At 65.5% G+C, this 14,616-nt stretch carries 13 protein-coding genes; 10 read left to right on the top strand and 3 right to left on the bottom strand.

From position 1 onward, the window contains the following. Positions 1 to 90: 90 nt before the first annotated feature. The 7 genes from G5V65_RS13725 (at position 91) to phoB (ending at position 7,356) form a co-directional block, all read left to right on the top strand. Positions 91 to 1,113, top strand: a complete 1,023-nt coding sequence (locus G5V65_RS13725; protein ID WP_165051090.1) for an ATP-binding protein — start codon at positions 91 to 93, stop codon at positions 1,111 to 1,113. A 125-nt stretch (positions 1,114 to 1,238) separates the two neighbouring features. Beyond that, positions 1,239 to 2,285, top strand: a complete 1,047-nt coding sequence (locus G5V65_RS13720) for a PstS family phosphate ABC transporter substrate-binding protein (RefSeq protein WP_165051088.1) — start codon at positions 1,239 to 1,241, stop codon at positions 2,283 to 2,285. Between the two features lie 31 nt (positions 2,286 to 2,316). Continuing rightward, positions 2,317 to 3,777: a phosphate ABC transporter permease subunit PstC gene (gene pstC / locus G5V65_RS13715; protein WP_165051086.1), complete on the top strand. Its 1,461-nt coding sequence runs from the start codon at positions 2,317 to 2,319 to the stop codon at positions 3,775 to 3,777. Continuing rightward, on the top strand, positions 3,774 to 5,135 hold the full coding sequence (gene pstA, locus G5V65_RS13710; protein WP_165051084.1) for a phosphate ABC transporter permease PstA: 1,362 nt from the start codon (positions 3,774 to 3,776) through the stop codon (positions 5,133 to 5,135). The genes pstC and pstA overlap by 4 nt, the downstream gene beginning before the upstream one ends. 21 nt (positions 5,136 to 5,156) lie before the next feature. Continuing rightward, a complete protein-coding gene (pstB, locus tag G5V65_RS13705; protein ID WP_165051081.1) occupies positions 5,157 to 5,951 on the top strand; it encodes a phosphate ABC transporter ATP-binding protein PstB in 795 nt (264 codons plus the stop codon). Positions 5,952 to 5,962: 11 nt separating this feature from the next. Continuing rightward, entirely contained in the window at positions 5,963 to 6,673 is a 711-nt protein-coding gene (phoU, locus tag G5V65_RS13700; protein ID WP_165051079.1) for a phosphate signaling complex protein PhoU, read from the top strand. After that, positions 6,670 to 7,356 (top strand): phosphate regulon transcriptional regulator PhoB, encoded by a 687-nt coding sequence (gene phoB / locus G5V65_RS13695; protein WP_165051077.1) that lies wholly within the window; start codon positions 6,670 to 6,672, stop codon positions 7,354 to 7,356. Before phoU ends, phoB begins: the two co-directional genes overlap by 4 nt. Before the next feature lie 20 nt (positions 7,357 to 7,376). Here phoB and G5V65_RS13690 read toward each other — a convergent pair whose 3' ends face one another. The 3 genes from G5V65_RS13690 to mazG all read right to left on the bottom strand — a co-directional run bounded on the left by G5V65_RS13690 (position 7,377) and on the right by mazG (position 10,442). Continuing rightward, positions 7,377 to 8,324: a nucleoside hydrolase gene (locus G5V65_RS13690; RefSeq protein ID WP_165051075.1), complete on the bottom strand. Its 948-nt coding sequence runs from the start codon at positions 8,322 to 8,324 to the stop codon at positions 7,377 to 7,379. Positions 8,325 to 8,443: 119 nt separating this feature from the next. Continuing rightward, entirely contained in the window at positions 8,444 to 9,445 is a 1,002-nt protein-coding gene (locus tag G5V65_RS13685) for a Fe(3+) ABC transporter substrate-binding protein (RefSeq protein WP_165051237.1), read from the bottom strand. A gap of 205 nt (positions 9,446 to 9,650) precedes the next feature. Further along, positions 9,651 to 10,442 carry a nucleoside triphosphate pyrophosphohydrolase gene (gene mazG / locus G5V65_RS13680; protein ID WP_165051235.1) on the bottom strand — a complete coding sequence of 264 codons (792 nt, stop codon included), beginning with the start codon at positions 10,440 to 10,442 and terminating at the stop codon, positions 9,651 to 9,653. Between the two features lie 101 nt (positions 10,443 to 10,543). Between mazG and G5V65_RS13675 the strand changes: the two genes are divergently transcribed. The 3 genes from G5V65_RS13675 to speB all read left to right on the top strand — a co-directional run bounded on the left by G5V65_RS13675 (position 10,544) and on the right by speB (position 14,597). Further along, positions 10,544 to 11,719, top strand: coding sequence for a M20 aminoacylase family protein (locus G5V65_RS13675; protein ID WP_165051073.1), 1,176 nt, complete (start codon positions 10,544 to 10,546; stop codon positions 11,717 to 11,719). A gap of 231 nt (positions 11,720 to 11,950) precedes the next feature. Beyond that, a complete protein-coding gene (locus G5V65_RS13670) occupies positions 11,951 to 13,357 on the top strand; it encodes an aminotransferase (protein WP_165051071.1) in 1,407 nt (468 codons plus the stop codon). A 274-nt stretch (positions 13,358 to 13,631) separates the two neighbouring features. After that, on the top strand, positions 13,632 to 14,597 hold the full coding sequence (gene speB / locus G5V65_RS13665) for an agmatinase (protein ID WP_165051068.1): 966 nt from the start codon (positions 13,632 to 13,634) through the stop codon (positions 14,595 to 14,597). Positions 14,598 to 14,616 lie beyond the last annotated feature (19 nt).

Genomic DNA, 14,616 nt, shown 5'->3' with positions numbered 1-14,616 from the left:
ATCGGGCGTCGGGGGGCCGAATGGTTCCCCCGGCGCGCTGGCCTCTGCTTCTCAGCGTGCTATGAGGGGGGAAGACGGCAGGAGAGTGGCATGTATGCGGAATTGATGCGGTCAATCGTGGCAGCCGTGCCGCTTCCGGTGATTGCGATCGGCCCGGATGAGCGGGTGGTGGCGGCCAATGCGGCGGCGCTTTCGCTGTTCGGGGCGGGGATCGAGGGGCGGCATCACCTGCTGTCGCTGCGCCAGCCCGCGCTGCAGGCGGCCATCGCGGCGGCCCTGGCCGAGGGCCGGACCGGCACGGCGCGGCATGTGGTGCCCGGCCCGTCGCAGGACATCAGCTATCGCGTCACTGTGGCCCCGGCGGGCGAGGGGCATGCGCTGCTGACCTTCGAGGATGTGACCGAGGCCGAACAGATGGGCCAGATGCGCCGCGATTTCGTGGCCAATGTCAGCCATGAATTGCGCACGCCGCTGACGGCGCTGCTGGGCTTCATCGAAACCCTGCGCGGTGCCGCCCGCGACGATCCCGCCGCGCGCGACCGGTTTCTGGGCATCATGGAGCGTGAGGCGGGCCGGATGAACCGGCTGATCGGCGATCTTCTGCAGCTGAGCCGGGTCGAGGCCGAGGAACGCGTCCGCCCCACGGCGCAGGTCGATCTGCAGGCGCTGGTGGCGGGGGCGGTGGCCACGCTGCGGCCGCTGGCCGAAGGGGCGGGGGTGGCGGTGGAACTGACGGGAGAGACCGGCCCCCTGCCGGTGCCGGGGGATGCCGACCAGATCATGCAGGTTCTGGTGAACCTGATCGAGAATGGCGTGAAATACGGCGGTGCGGGGGGCAGCCTGCGGATCCATATCGCGCGCGAGCAGTTGCCGCGCGGGCCGGGCATACGGCTGGATGTCATGGACCGGGGCGAGGGAATCGATCCCGTCCATATCCCGCGCCTGACCGAACGATTCTACCGCGTGGATGGCCACCGCTCGCGCGAGAAGGGGGGGACGGGGCTGGGGCTGGCGATTGTAAAACATATCGTCCAGCGCCACCGCGGCCGCATCCGCATCGAAAGCGAGCGCGGAAAAGGCAGTGTTTTCAGCGTGATATTCCCCGAAACCTGATCTTTTCGCCCAAGTCTTCGCGCCGCGTGCGGGGGCGGGCCGACGTGCAATCGTCATGCAACTGTTACAAAGCTGTCGCAAAAGGCGCCCATCCGTGCCCGCCCGCATCCGCTGCAGGAGATGCCATGACCGCCCGCCCGATCCTGATCCTTGCCGCAGCGCTGGCCGCCTCCCCGGCCATGGCGCGCGACAATATCCAGATCGCGGGGTCTTCCACCGTGCTGCCCTATGCCACCATCGTGGCCGAACTCTTTGGCGAGAATTTCGATCATCCCACCCCGGTGGTGGAGGGTGGCGGTTCCGGCGCGGGGCGCAAGAAACTGTGCGAGGGCCTGGGCGAAGGCACCATCGACATCGCCAATTCCTCCAGCCGGATCAAGCAATCGGATCTGGATCTCTGCGCCGCGAACGGGGTCAGCGGGGTGATGGAGGTGCGCTTTGGCTATGATGGCATCGTCTTTGCCGCCCTGCGCGACCAGCCCGATTTCGCCTTCACCCCGGCGGATTGGTATCTGGCTCTGGGCGCGCAGATCCCGCGCGACGGGGCCCTGGTGAAGAACGATCTGCGCGACTGGGCCGAGGTGAACCCCGCCTTCCCGCCGCAGGAGATTCTGGCCTTCATCCCCGGCACCAAGCACGGCACGCGCGAGGTATTCGATCACAATGTCCTGCTGGCGGGCTGCAAGGCGAGCGGGGCCTTCGATCTGCTGGCCGATGCGATGACGGGCGATGAGGCGGCCCGCGCCAAGGGGGCCGAGGAAGCCTGTCTCGACATTCGCGGCGATGGCGTGGCGGTGGATATCGACGGCGATTACACCGAGACGCTGGCGCGGGTGCAGGCCAATCCGGTGGGGATCGGCGTCTTTGGCCTGTCCTTCTACCAGTCCAACACCGACAGGCTGCGGGTCTATCCGATGAACGGCGTCCTGCCTTCGGTGGAAACCATCGCCAGCGGGGCCTATCCGGTGTCGCGGCCGCTGTTCTTCTACGTCAAGATCGCGCATCTGGGTGTGATCCCCGGCCTGCGCGAGTATCTGGCCTTCTTCCTGTCGGATGAGGTGGCAGGCCCCGACGGGCCGCTGGCCGATTACGGGCTGGTGCCCGATCCCGAATTGCACAGGACGCAGGCCATGGTCGCGGCGGAACAGCCGATGGAACCGCTCAGCCAGTGACCCATCCCATTTCCCATCACAGGACCGGACCATGAATGCGGGCCTTCTTCTTCTGTTGCTGGCGGGCCTTGGCGCGCTTGGCTTTCTGGCCGGGCGGGCGCGGGCGCTGTCCCTGGTGCGCGGCGATGCGCGGGGCCTGCATTCGCTGCCGGGCTATTACGGCCAGACCGTCGCGCTTTTCGCGGTGGTGCCGGCCTTCCTTCTGCTGCTGGGCTGGCTGCTGCTGCAGCCGGTTCTGGTGGAACGCAGCATCACCGCCATGATCCTGCCCGCCGACATCGCCAGCGGGTCCTCGCGCGAATTGGTGATGGCCGATGTGCGCCGCATCGCCGAAGGGATGGAACGGCTGGTGGCCACGGGCGCGCTGAACGAGGGCGAGCTTGCCGCGCTGGTGCCGCAGCCCGATCTTCTGAAGGACAGGCTTTCCGCCGCCGGCGTGGCGCTGGCCGCGCCGATCCAGCCCCATATCGCCGAGGCCGCCACCGCCTGGCGGGCCGAGATGGCGCTGGGGCAGGGGCTGATGGCGCTTTCGGTGCTGGCGGTTGCGGTGACAGGGTTCCTCTGGTCGCTCTGGCGCGTCGCGCCGGGCTTTCGCGCGCGCAACGTGGTGGAACGCTTCATCCGCTGGATGCTGATCGCGGCCTCTTCCATCGCGATTCTGACGACCATCGGCATCATCTTCTCGCTCGTCTTCGAAAGCTGGCATTTCTTCCAGCTTTACCCGGCGCGGGATTTCTTCCTGTCGCTGACCTGGTCGCCGAAATTCGGCGGCGGGTCGGATCTGGGGATCTGGCCGCTTCTGTGGGGCACGCTCTATGTCTCGTTCATCGCGCTTCTGGTGGCGGTGCCGGTGGGGCTGATGGCGGCGATCTATCTGTCGGAATATGCCACCCCCGCGCTGCGTGCCGTAGCCAAGCCCGCGATCGAGGTGCTGGCGGGCATCCCCTCCATCGTCTACGGGCTTTTCGCGCTGATGACGGTCGGCCCCTTCCTGCGCGACTGGTTCGCCCGGCCCATGGGCCTTGGCGACAGTTCCTCATCGGTGATGACGGCGGGGGTGGTGATGGGGATCATGCTGATCCCCTATGTCTCGTCCCTGTCGGATGACATCATCAATGCCGTGCCGCAATCGCTGCGCGACGGGTCCTATGGGCTGGGGGCCACGCAATCGGAAACCATCCGGCAGGTGGTATTCCCGGCGGCCCTGCCGGGGATCGTGGGGGCCATCCTGATGGCCGCCAGCCGCGCCATCGGCGAGACGATGATCGTCGTGCTGGGGGCAGGGGCGGCGGCAAGGCTGGACCTGAACCCGTTCGAGGCGATGACCACCGTCACTGTCAAGATCGTAAGCCAGCTGACCGGCGATACCGAATTCGCCAGCCCCGAAACGCTGGTCGCCTTCGCGCTGGGGCTGACGCTGTTCGTCTTTACGCTTGGGCTGAACATCCTGGCCCTTGGCATCGTGCGGAAATACCGGGAGCAATACGAATGACCGACCTTTCCGCTGCCGCCCCCAGTTCGTCCCCCCATCACAGGGGCGGGGCCTCGCTCATCGCGCCCGATGCCCGGACGCAGGCGCGCAACGCCGCCGAGCGGCGCTTTCGCCGCTTCGGCCTTTCCGCCGTGCTGCTGGGCCTTGTCGCGCTGGTGGTGCTGCTGGCCTCGGTCCTGGGGAACGGGGTTTCGGCCTTCCGGCAGACCTATGTCATCCTGCCCGTCACGCTTGAGGCGTCGGTGCTGGACAAGGCGGGCAACCGCAACCCGGACGAGATGAAGAAGGTCACCACCCTGGGCTATGGCAAGCTGATGCAAGAGGCGCTGATTGCGGCGCTGGCCGAAAGGGGCATCGACACGGGCGATCTGAAACCGAAGGAGATCATGGCCCTTCTGTCGAAAGAGGCCCCGGCCGATCTGCGCGACGCGGTGCTGGCCGATCCGTCGCTGATCGGGCAGAGCATCGCCTTTCCGGCCTTTGCCACCTCGCGCGTGGATGGCTATTTCAAGGGGCGCGTCACCATGGACAGCGCCGCCCGCGATGCCAATATCAGCCCCGCGCAGTTGCAGCTTGCCGATGCGATGCGGGCGGCGGGGCTGATCGAGACGCGGCTGAACCCGGGTTTCCTGACCCGCCCCGATGCCTCGGAACTGCGGCCCGAGGCGGCGGGGCTGGGCGTGGCGATCCTGGGGTCGGCCTATATGATGCTGGTGGTGCTGGTGCTGTCGCTGCCCATCGGGGTGGCCGCCTCGATCTATCTGGAAGAACTGGCCCCCAAAAACCGCTGGACCGACCTGATCGAGATCAACATCGCCAATCTGGCCGCCGTGCCCTCCATCGTTTTCGGCATCCTGGCGCTGGCCCTGTTCATCAACATCGCGGGCCTGCCGCAATCGGCCCCCATCGTGGGCGGGCTGGTGCTGACGCTGATGACGCTGCCCACCATCATCATCGCCACGCGCGCCAGCCTCAAGGCGGTGCCGCCCTCGATCCGCGATGCGGCGCTGGGGGTGGGGGCCAGCCGGATGCAGACGATCTTTCACCATGTCCTGCCGCTGGCCATGCCCGGCATCCTGACCGGCACGATCCTTGGCCTTGCCCGCGCGCTTGGCGAATCCGCGCCGCTGCTGCTGATCGGCATGGTGGCCTTCGTGCGCGATTTCCCCGCCGCCCCGCCGGCCGGTTTTTTCGATCCGGCCTCGGCGCTGCCGGTGCAGGTCTATAGCTGGACCCAGCGCGCCGATCCCGCCTTCGCGGAACGGGCCTCGGGCGCGATCATCGTGCTGCTGGTCTTCCTTCTGTCGATGAATGCCCTTGCCATCCTGCTGCGCCGCCGCTTCGAGCGGCGCTGGTAAGCCCCAAGCCGGAGCCCGAACATGAACGACATGCGCCTGACGGAGAGAGCCGTGACCCAGACAGCCAAGATCACCGCCCGTGGCGTGCAGGTCCATTACGGGACGAACCACGCTCTGAAGGATGTCGATGTCGATATCCTCGACAAGACCGTGACCGCCTTCATCGGCCCCTCGGGCTGCGGGAAATCCACCTTCCTGCGCTGCCTGAACCGGATGAATGACACGGTGGCCAGCGCCCGCGTGACGGGCAAGATCGAGATGGACGGACAGGACATCTACGATCCCCGCGTCGATCCGGTGCAGTTGCGCGCCAAGGTGGGTATGGTGTTCCAGAAGCCCAACCCTTTCCCCAAGTCGATCTATGACAATGTGGCCTATGGCCCCAAGATCCACGGTCTGGCGCGCGGCAAGGCGGAACTGGATCAGATCGTGGAAACCTCGCTGAAGAAGGCCGCGCTCTGGAACGAGGTGAAGGACAGGCTTTCCGCCCCCGGCACCGGCCTTTCGGGTGGCCAGCAGCAGCGGCTTTGCATCGCCCGCGCCGTGGCGACCAGCCCCGAGGTTCTGCTGATGGACGAACCCTGTTCGGCGCTGGATCCCATCGCCACCGCGCAGGTGGAGGAGTTGATCGACGAATTGCGCGCGCAGTTCAGCGTGGTGATCGTGACCCATTCCATGCAGCAGGCGGCCCGCGTGTCGCAGCGCACGGCCTTCTTCCACCTTGGCCATCTGGTGGAATATGGCGAGACGGGGCATATCTTCACCAACCCCACCGACCCGCGCACCGAAGCCTATATCACCGGCCGCATCGGCTGACGGAGGAAGTCATGTCCCAATCCCATATCATGTCGGCCTTCGACCGCGACCTGGAATCCATCCAGGCGCTGGTCATGCGGATGGGCGGCCTGGTCGAGGCCGCCATCCTTGACGCGGCCGAGGCGCTGGAAACCCGCGACGAGGAAATCGCCCAGCGCGTGCGCGCGGGCGACAAGGCCATCGACGCGCTGGAAGAACAGATCAACGCCGAATGCGCCCGCGTCATCGCCATCCGCGCCCCCGCCGCATCCGACCTGCGCACCGTGCTGACGGTCATGAAGATCGCGGCCAATCTGGAACGCTGCGGCGACTATGCCAAGAACCTGGCCAAACGGTCGATGGTGCTGGCGCAGATGACGGCGCTGCCCGGCTCCACCGGCTCCATCCGGCGCATGGCGAAACAGGTGACGCTGCTGCTGAAGGATGCGCTGGATGCCTATATCGCCCGCGACGCCCGCCTGGCCGAGGATGTGCGCCAGCGCGATCACGAGGTCGACCAGATGTATAATGCCCTCTTTCGCGAATTGCTGACCCACATGATGGAAGACCCGCGCAACATCACCCCGGCGATGCATCTGCACTTCATCGCCAAGAACATCGAACGCGTGGGCGATCACGCCACGGCGGTGGCCGAACAGGTGATCTATCTGGTGACCGGCCAGTTGCCCGGCGATGCCCGACCCAAGGTCGACAGCACCACCGCCGGTGGCCCGGTCGCATGACCGGGCAGCCCACCGTCCTTCTGGTGGAAGACGAACCCGCCCAGCGCGAGGCGCTGGCCTATAACCTGCGCGCCGAGGGCTTTGCCCTGCTTCTGGCCGAAACCGGGGCCGAGGCAGAGCTGATCATCGCCGAAACCCCGCCCGACATCATCCTGCTGGATTGGATGCTGCCCGAACTTTCCGGCATCGAGCTTTGCCGCCGCCTGAAGATGCGGCCCGAGACGCGGGCCATCCCCGTCGTGATGATCTCGGCCCGGGGGGAAGAGGTGGATCGCGTGCGGGGCCTGGAAACCGGGGCGGATGACTATGTGGTGAAGCCCTATTCGATTGTGGAACTTATGGCCCGCGTCCGGGTGCAGCTGCGCCGGGTGCGCCCGGCCAGCGCGGGCATGGTGCTGGAACATGGCGACCTGCGGCTGGACGGCGAAACCCACCGCGTGCATCGCGCAGGGGTGGAGCTGCATCTCGGCCCCACCGAATTCCGCCTTCTGGCCACGCTGATGGAACGGCCCGGCCGCGTCTTCACCCGCGAAGCGCTGCTCGACCGGGTCTGGGGCCGTGACATCTATGTCGAGACGCGGACCGTCGATGTCCATGTCGGCCGCCTGCGCAAGGCGCTGAGCGAGGCGGGCGCCGGCGATCCGATCCGCACTGTGCGCGGATCGGGCTATGCGCTGGGGTAGGGTGCTGCGGGGCAGGCGCCTCAGGGCAGGCGTGCGATCCGTTCCGTGAGAAGGGCATAGAACCCCTCTGCATCCACCGATCCGATGAAGAGCGCATTGGCAGGCCGATCCGTCACCCCCCACCAATCGGCCACCGTCATGCCCAGCGTCAGGTCGGACTGCGTCTCGATCTCCACATTGATATGGCGTCCGGCGAAAAGCTCGGGCCGGATCAGATAGGCGATCACGCAGGGGTCATGCAGCGGCGCGCCCTCGCTGCCGTATTTCTGCATGTCGAAGCGTTCGAAGAAATCGGTCCATTCCGCCACCATGCGCCCCGATTCGTTGCCCAGCGCGCGAAACGCCTCGACCCGCGCGCGGTTGGTCAGGGCCTTGTGCGTCACGTCCAGCGGCATCACGACGATGGGCACGCCCGAGCGGAACACGATCGCGGCCGCCTCGGGATCGACATAGATGTTGAACTCGGCCGCCGGGGTGATGTTGCCCACCTCGAAATAGGCCCCGCCCATCAGCACGATCTGCTGCACCCGTTCCACGATGTCGGGCGCGCGTTCAAAGGCGGTGGCGATGTTGGTCAGCGGCCCCAGCGGGCACAGCGTCACCGAATGCGCAGGCTCCCGCCGCAGCGTCTCGATGATGAAATCCACCGCATGCTGCGGCTGGAGCGGCATCACCGGATCGGCCAGTTGCGGCCCGTCCAGCCCGGTCTTGCCATGCACATGTTCCGCCGTGACCAGCCTGCGCCGCATCGGCGCCTCGCATCCGGCATGAACGGGGATGCCGGTCTTTCCGGCCAGTTCGCAGATGATGCGCGCATTCTTCTGGGTCAGGGGCAGGGGCACATTGCCCGCCACCGCCGTCAGGCCCAGAACCTCCAGATCCTCGGGGCTGGCCAGTGCCAGCAGGATCGCCACGGCATCGTCCTGCCCGGGATCGGTGTCGATGATGATCTTGCGCGGATGGGTCATGGATAATCTCGTTGTTCAAGCTCGCAGCAAGGAAGCGGAAAAGACATATTTTGTCCATATGATAAAAAAGGGGGGCGCTGGATGCGCCCCCCTCAGCCTGTCCTGCCTTGTGCTTTCGATCAACCGTCGAAATTGACTTCCTCGATCAGTTTCAGCGCGGCGGGCCGCAGCTTTGCAACTTCGGTCAGCGGTTTGGAATCCGGGGTGAATTCGCCCCAGCTTGCCACCAGCTCCGATTTCGCGACGCCCGGCTTGACCGGGAATTCATGGTTGGTTTCGGCATAGATGCGCTGGGCCTCGTCGCCCGACAGCCATTCCATGAATTTCAGCGCATTCTCGCGGTTCGGGGCGGCCTTGGTCATGGCCACGCCCGAGACGTTCAGATGGGTGCCGTCGCCCTCGAAGGTCGGGAAGACGATGCGCACGGCTTCGGCGGCCTCCTTCTGCTCGGGGTCGTTCAGCATCTGGCCGATGTAATAGGTGTTGCCTACCGCGATATCGCATTCCCCCGCAGCAATCGCCTTCACCTGATCGCGGTCGCCGCCATCGGGCTTGCGGGCCAGATTGGCCTTCACGCCTTCCAGCCAGGCCTTCGCGGCCTCTTCGCCATGATGGGCGATGACCGCCGCCGCCAGCGCGACGTTGTAATCATTGGTGCCCGACCGGATGCAGATGCGGCCCTTCCATTTCGGATCGGCGAGATCCTCATAGGTCGTCACCTCGCCGTCTGCCACGCGCTCCTTGCTGGCATAAACGATCCGCGCGCGGCTGGTCAGCCCGAACCACTGGTCATTCTCGTCGCGCAGCGCGGCGGGGATATTGGCCTCCAGCACGTCGGATTGCACCGCCTGCGTCACGCCGGCATCGACGATCTGCGTCAGCCGCGCGATATCCACCGTCAGCACCAGATCGGCGGGCGACCGGTCGCCCTCGGCCACCAGCCGCTCGGCCATGCCCTTGTCCACGAAGGCCACATTCACCGTGATCCCGGTCTCGGCGGTAAAGGCATCGACCAGCGGCTGGATCAGCTCGGGCTGGCGGTGGGAATAGACGTTGATCTCATCGGCCAGAGCGGGAGCCGCGGTGGAGGCCAGAGCGAGGGCCATCAGCGAAAGGCGCATCGTCATTGCTTGAGTCCTTTTGTCGGGAATGCGATGCCGCCATAAACCTGACTATTTCGCTAAGGTCAATAAGCGAGTGAAAAACTAAGGTATCTCGGGCGGAAAATTTTCACTGAAAATTTTCCGCACAGGGTTTTCCTTGGAAAACCCCAAAAAAATTCTCGGTTTTTTTTGCCTGCCCGGAAGAATTTTCGTGAAAATTCTTCTACTTCGCCGCCTTCTCTTCGGCCTTTGCGCGGTTCCACAGGGCATCCATTTCGGCAAGGTTGCTCTCGTCCGGGCCCTTGCCCGCCTCGGCCAGCCAATCCTCGATCCGTCCGAAGCGGCGGGTGAACTTGGCATTGGCCGCGCGCAGGGCCGCCTCGGGATCGACCTTCAGATGTCGCGCGAGATTTGCCATCACGAATAGCAGGTCGCCGAATTCCTCTTCGACCTCGGCCGCGGTCAAGCGGTCTCGGGCCTCCACCAGTTCGGCGGCCTCTTCCGCGATCTTGGCCACCACCTCGTCGGTGGAGGGCCAGTCGAATCCGACCCGCGCCGCGCGCTTCTGCAGCTTCACCGCCCGCGTCAGCGCGGGCAGCCCCAGCGCCACCCCGTCCAGCACCCGTGCCGGGCCCCGCTCGGCGGCCTTGATCCGCTCCCAGTCCGCCGTCTGCTGCGCGGCGGTCTTGTCGCGGCTTTCCTCGCCAAATACATGCGGATGGCGCGCAACCATCTTGTTGGAAATCGCCCGCACCACATCGTCAAGGCCGAACAGCCCCGCCTCCTCGGCCATCTGCGCATGATAGACCACCTGCAGCAGCAGATCGCCCAACTCGCCCGGCAATTCCGCCCAGGCCTGCCGCGCGATCACATCGGCGACCTCATGCGCCTCTTCGATCGTATAGGGCGCGATGGAGGCGAAATCCTGCGCGATATCCCAGGGGCAGCCGGTGACCGGATCGCGCAGCCGCCGCATGATCTCGCGCAGTCGCGCGATCTCGCCGCCGCCCTCCATGATCAACTTGTCGCTCGTCGCCACGTCACTGTCGGGCTGGGGCATTGCGGGCACCTTCGAATTCGGATTTGATCAAAGGCACCAATTGCAAGGAACACCTGATGCCCGTCCTCAACCGTATCGCCGCTTATGCCGAGGAAATGAAGACCTGGCGTCGCCATCTGCATGCCCATCCCGAACTGGCCTTCGATTGCCACGACACCGCGGCCTTCATCATCGACCGCCTGCGCGACTTCGGCGTGGATGAAATCCATCCCGGCATCGCGAAGACCGGGATCGTCGCCATCATCAAGGGGCAGGGGGCCGATGCGCCCGACGCCCCCACCATCGGCCTGCGCGCCGACATGGACGCCCTTCCGATCCACGAGATCACCGGCGCCGAATATGCCTCTACCATTCCGGGCAAGATGCATGCCTGCGGCCATGACGGCCATGTCACCATGCTGCTTGGTGCCGCGAAATACCTGGCCGAGACGCGCCGCTTCTCCGGTCGCGTGGCGCTTCTGTTCCAGCCCGCGGAAGAGGATGGCGGCGGCGGCGAGGTGATGGTGAAGGAAGGCGTGATGGATCGCTTCGGCATCGACGCCGTCTATGGCATCCACAATGCGCCGAACGTGGAATTCGGCCATTTCCACACCAATCCCGGCGCGCTGATGGCCTCGGTCGACACGGCCTTCGTCCATATCACCGGCAAGGGCGGCCATGGCGCCACCCCGCATGAATGCATCGACCCGGTGGTCGCGGTCGTGGGCATGGTCCAGGCCATCCAGACCATCATCCCCCGCAATGTCTATGCCCTGGACGAGGCGGTGATCTCCGTCACCCAGATCCATACCGGCACTGCCAGCAACATCATCCCCGAAGAGGCGATGTTCTGCGCCACCATCCGCTGTTTCAATCCCGATGTCCGCGCCCTTCTGAAGCGCCGCATCCACGAGATCATCGAAGGCCATGCGCTGGCCTATAACGTCACGGCGCGCATCGAATATGACTGGGGCTATCCCGCCACCATCAACGAGGCGGGGGCCGCCGCCTTTGCCGCCGATGTCGCGCGCGAGGTTTCGGGCGAGACGGCGGTGAACGATCAGGCCAACCGCGAGATGGGATCCGAGGATTTCTCCTACATGCTCGAGGCCCGGCCCGGCGCCTATCTCTTCCTCGGCACCGGTCCCGGCGCGGGACTGCATCACCCGGCCTTCGATTTCAACGACGAGGCCGCCCCCATCGGGGCAAGCTTCTTCGCCCGCCTCGTCGAACGCGCCCAACCGCTCGCCTGACGCCGCCCCTTCATCCTGACGCAAATGCCCTCGGGGGTGAATTGCCCCGCAAGGCGGGGCAAGAGGGGGCAGAAGGCCCCCTGAAACCGGCCTGCGGCGCGACACGCGCGGCAGGCGCAAGGAAAGGCTTGCGGCGGCACGCCGCGCCGCGGGATCGCCGCCATCGGGTCTGGCGCGGCCATCCGGGATTTGTTATACTAACGTGTAATAACAACTGCCCCGAAGGTTCCCATGACGCCGCAAGCCGCGCTCAATTCGCCCGCCCCGCAGGATCTGTGGGAGATGGATCACAGCCATCACCTGCATCCCTGGACGAATTTCGGCTCTTTCGAACGCGAAGGCGCGCTGGTCATCACAAGGGGCGAGGGGTGCTGGCTCTGGGATGCCGAGGGGAAGCGCTATTTCGACAGTGTCGGGGGCCTCTGGTGCACCAATATCGGGCTGGGCCGGCGCGAGATGGCGCAGGCCATCGCCGATCAGGCGGAACGGCTGGCCTTCTCCAACACCTTCGTGGACATGGCGAATGATCCTTCCGCCCGGCTGGCGGCAAAGATCGCCGCGCTGGCGCCGGGCGACCTGAACCGGGTCATGTTCACCACCGGCGGATCGACTGCCGTGGATACCGCCGTGCGCATGGTGGCCTATGTGCAATCCTGCCTTGGCCACCCCACCAAGACCGGGATCGTCGCGCGGGATCACAGCTATCACGGCTCCACCTACCTTTCGCAATCGGTGGGCAAGCGGCCGGGCGACCGCGTTCCCGAATTCCGCTACAAGGAAGACGGCATCTGGCACCTGACGCCGCCCAATCCCTATCGCCGCCCCGCCGGGATGACCGAGGCCGCGTTCTGCGATCTCCTCGTGCAGGAATATGAAGACCTGATCGCCCGCGTCGGGGCCGACCGCATCGGCGGCTTCATCGCCGAACCGATTCAGGCCTCGGGCGGGGTGATCGTGCCGCCCGAAGGCTACCTTAAACGCATGTGGCAGGTCTGCCAGCGCCACGGCATCCTTTTCATCGCCGATGAGGTCGTCACTGCCTTCGGCCGCCTTGGCCACTGGTTCGCCTCCGAGGCGGAATTCGGCGTGATCCCTGACATCATCACCACGGCCAAGGGCCTGACCTCGGGCTATGTGCCGCTGGGCGCGATGATCTTTTCCGACAGGTTGTGGAACATCATGGGGCAGGACCCCGACCGCTGGTTCACCGCCGGCTTCACCTATTCGGGCCATCCCGTCTCTTGCGCGGCGGGCCTGAAGAACATCGAGATCATGGAACGCGAGAACCTGCTTTCCAATGCCGCCCGGGTGGGGGCTGTCTTCCAGGATCGTCTCAAGCGGCTGGAGGATTTGCCGCTTGTCGGGCAGGTGCGGGGCAGGGGCCTGATGATCTGCACCGAGAATGTGATGGACAAGACGACCAAGGAACCGCTGCCCGATGGCGTGAACGAAAGCAAGCGCATCTCGAACGCGGCCGAGGCGATGGGCCTGATCGTCCGCCCCATGGCGCATCTCAACGTCATGTCGCCGCCCCTGACCATCACCGAGGGCGAAGTGGAATTCGTGGCCGAGGTGCTGGAAAAGGCGATCCGGCAGGTCACGGATGAACTGGTGCGCGAAGGCCATCGCATCGGCTGATCCGCGCCGATTCGCGGCCTATGGTTAACCGCCCCGCGGGGCGGAAACCGCTGCACGCCGTGCATACGCCCGTTTGCACCGACGGGCTGCACCGGGCGTTGCATCGGAAGTTTGCGAAAAATGCCATTGGAACAATGGTTTAAACCTGCGTGCGCCCGCCCATTGGGCGGGGCCGCTTGACATCCCCCGCGCCCCTTGGTCCCCTCAGGCCACCCGATCCGCCGCGTCTCGGCTTTCAAACGACGCAGCGCTTTCATCCGGGGGCAATCCCATCATGGCACTTGAAGACGCCAAGTCCGAAGTCGATACCGCTTTCACCCGCAAGGGCCTGCGGGGCTATTCCTTTGAAAACGCCTTCGGGGGGGCCACGTCCTTCCTGCGACGGACCTACAGCAAGGATCTGACCGGGGTCGATCTCGCGATCACCGGCGTGCCCTTTGACCAGGCCGTCACCCATCGCACCGGCACCCGCTTCGGCCCCCGCGCCATCCGCGAGGCCTCCAGCCTGCAACCCTATGACCCGCCCTATGGCTGGCCCACCAACCCCTTGGAAGACATGGCAATTGTCGATTACGGCGATGTCGCCTTCGACTATGCCAAGGTCTCGGATTTCCCCGATACGCTGACCGCGCATATCCGGGGGATCCTCGCCGCCGGGGCGGGGACCATCACGCTGGGGGGCGATCACTACATCACCTTCCCCATCCTGCGCGCCTATGCCGAAAAGTTCGGCCCCCTCGGCGTGATCCATTTCGACGCGCATTCCGACCTCTGGCCCGATGACGATCTGACCCGGATCGACCACGGTACCATGCTCTACAAGGCGGTGAAGACCGGGATCGTGGATCCCAAGCGATCCGTCCAGATCGGCATCCGCACCACGACCGAGGATTACCTTGGCGTCCATGTCATCGACGCGCGCGAAGTGCATGAAAAGGGCGTTGCCGCCGCTGTCGCCAAGGCAAAGGATATCGTCGGGGATTCAGCCACTTACGTGACCTTCGATATCGACTGCCTCGATCCCTCGGTTGCGCCCGGCACCGGCACGCCGGTCTGGGGCGGGCTGCAGTCCTGGCAGGCCGCGGCCATGCTGCGCGATCTGGCGGGCATCAACATGGTGGGCGGCGACATCGTCGAGGTCTCGCCCCCCTATGATACCACCGGGGCCACGGCGATTGCCGGGGCGCATGTGGCCTATGAGTTGATTTGCCTCTACCATTGGGCCAGAACCCAACGCTGACAGGAGAAGACGGAGTGCG

Origin of the sequence: Paragemmobacter kunshanensis (assembly GCF_011059185.1) — a bacterium.
Lineage (GTDB): Bacteria > Pseudomonadota > Alphaproteobacteria > Rhodobacterales > Rhodobacteraceae > Paragemmobacter > Paragemmobacter kunshanensis.
This window is presented reverse-complemented; position numbering and strand designations above follow the sequence as displayed.

Excerpts from the sequence above, each read along its gene's own strand:
- G5V65_RS13725 (WP_165051090.1), top strand. The coding sequence starts at position 91 with ATGTATGCGGAATTGATGCGGTCAATCGTGGCAGCCGTGCCGCTTCCG.
- G5V65_RS13720 (WP_165051088.1), top strand. The coding sequence starts at position 1,239 with ATGACCGCCCGCCCGATCCTGATCCTTGCCGCAGCGCTGGCCGCCTCC.
- pstC (WP_165051086.1), top strand. The coding sequence starts at position 2,317 with ATGAATGCGGGCCTTCTTCTTCTGTTGCTGGCGGGCCTTGGCGCGCTT.
- pstA (WP_165051084.1), top strand. The coding sequence starts at position 3,774 with ATGACCGACCTTTCCGCTGCCGCCCCCAGTTCGTCCCCCCATCACAGG.
- pstB (WP_165051081.1), top strand. The coding sequence starts at position 5,157 with ATGAACGACATGCGCCTGACGGAGAGAGCCGTGACCCAGACAGCCAAG.
- phoU (WP_165051079.1), top strand. The coding sequence starts at position 5,963 with ATGTCCCAATCCCATATCATGTCGGCCTTCGACCGCGACCTGGAATCC.
- phoB (WP_165051077.1), top strand. The coding sequence starts at position 6,670 with ATGACCGGGCAGCCCACCGTCCTTCTGGTGGAAGACGAACCCGCCCAG.
- G5V65_RS13690 (WP_165051075.1), bottom strand. The coding sequence starts at position 8,324 with ATGACCCATCCGCGCAAGATCATCATCGACACCGATCCCGGGCAGGAC.
- G5V65_RS13685 (WP_165051237.1), bottom strand. The coding sequence starts at position 9,445 with ATGCGCCTTTCGCTGATGGCCCTCGCTCTGGCCTCCACCGCGGCTCCC.
- mazG (WP_165051235.1), bottom strand. The coding sequence starts at position 10,442 with ATGGAGGGCGGCGGCGAGATCGCGCGACTGCGCGAGATCATGCGGCGG.
- G5V65_RS13675 (WP_165051073.1), top strand. The coding sequence starts at position 10,544 with ATGCCCGTCCTCAACCGTATCGCCGCTTATGCCGAGGAAATGAAGACC.
- G5V65_RS13670 (WP_165051071.1), top strand. The coding sequence starts at position 11,951 with ATGACGCCGCAAGCCGCGCTCAATTCGCCCGCCCCGCAGGATCTGTGG.
- speB (WP_165051068.1), top strand. The coding sequence starts at position 13,632 with ATGGCACTTGAAGACGCCAAGTCCGAAGTCGATACCGCTTTCACCCGC.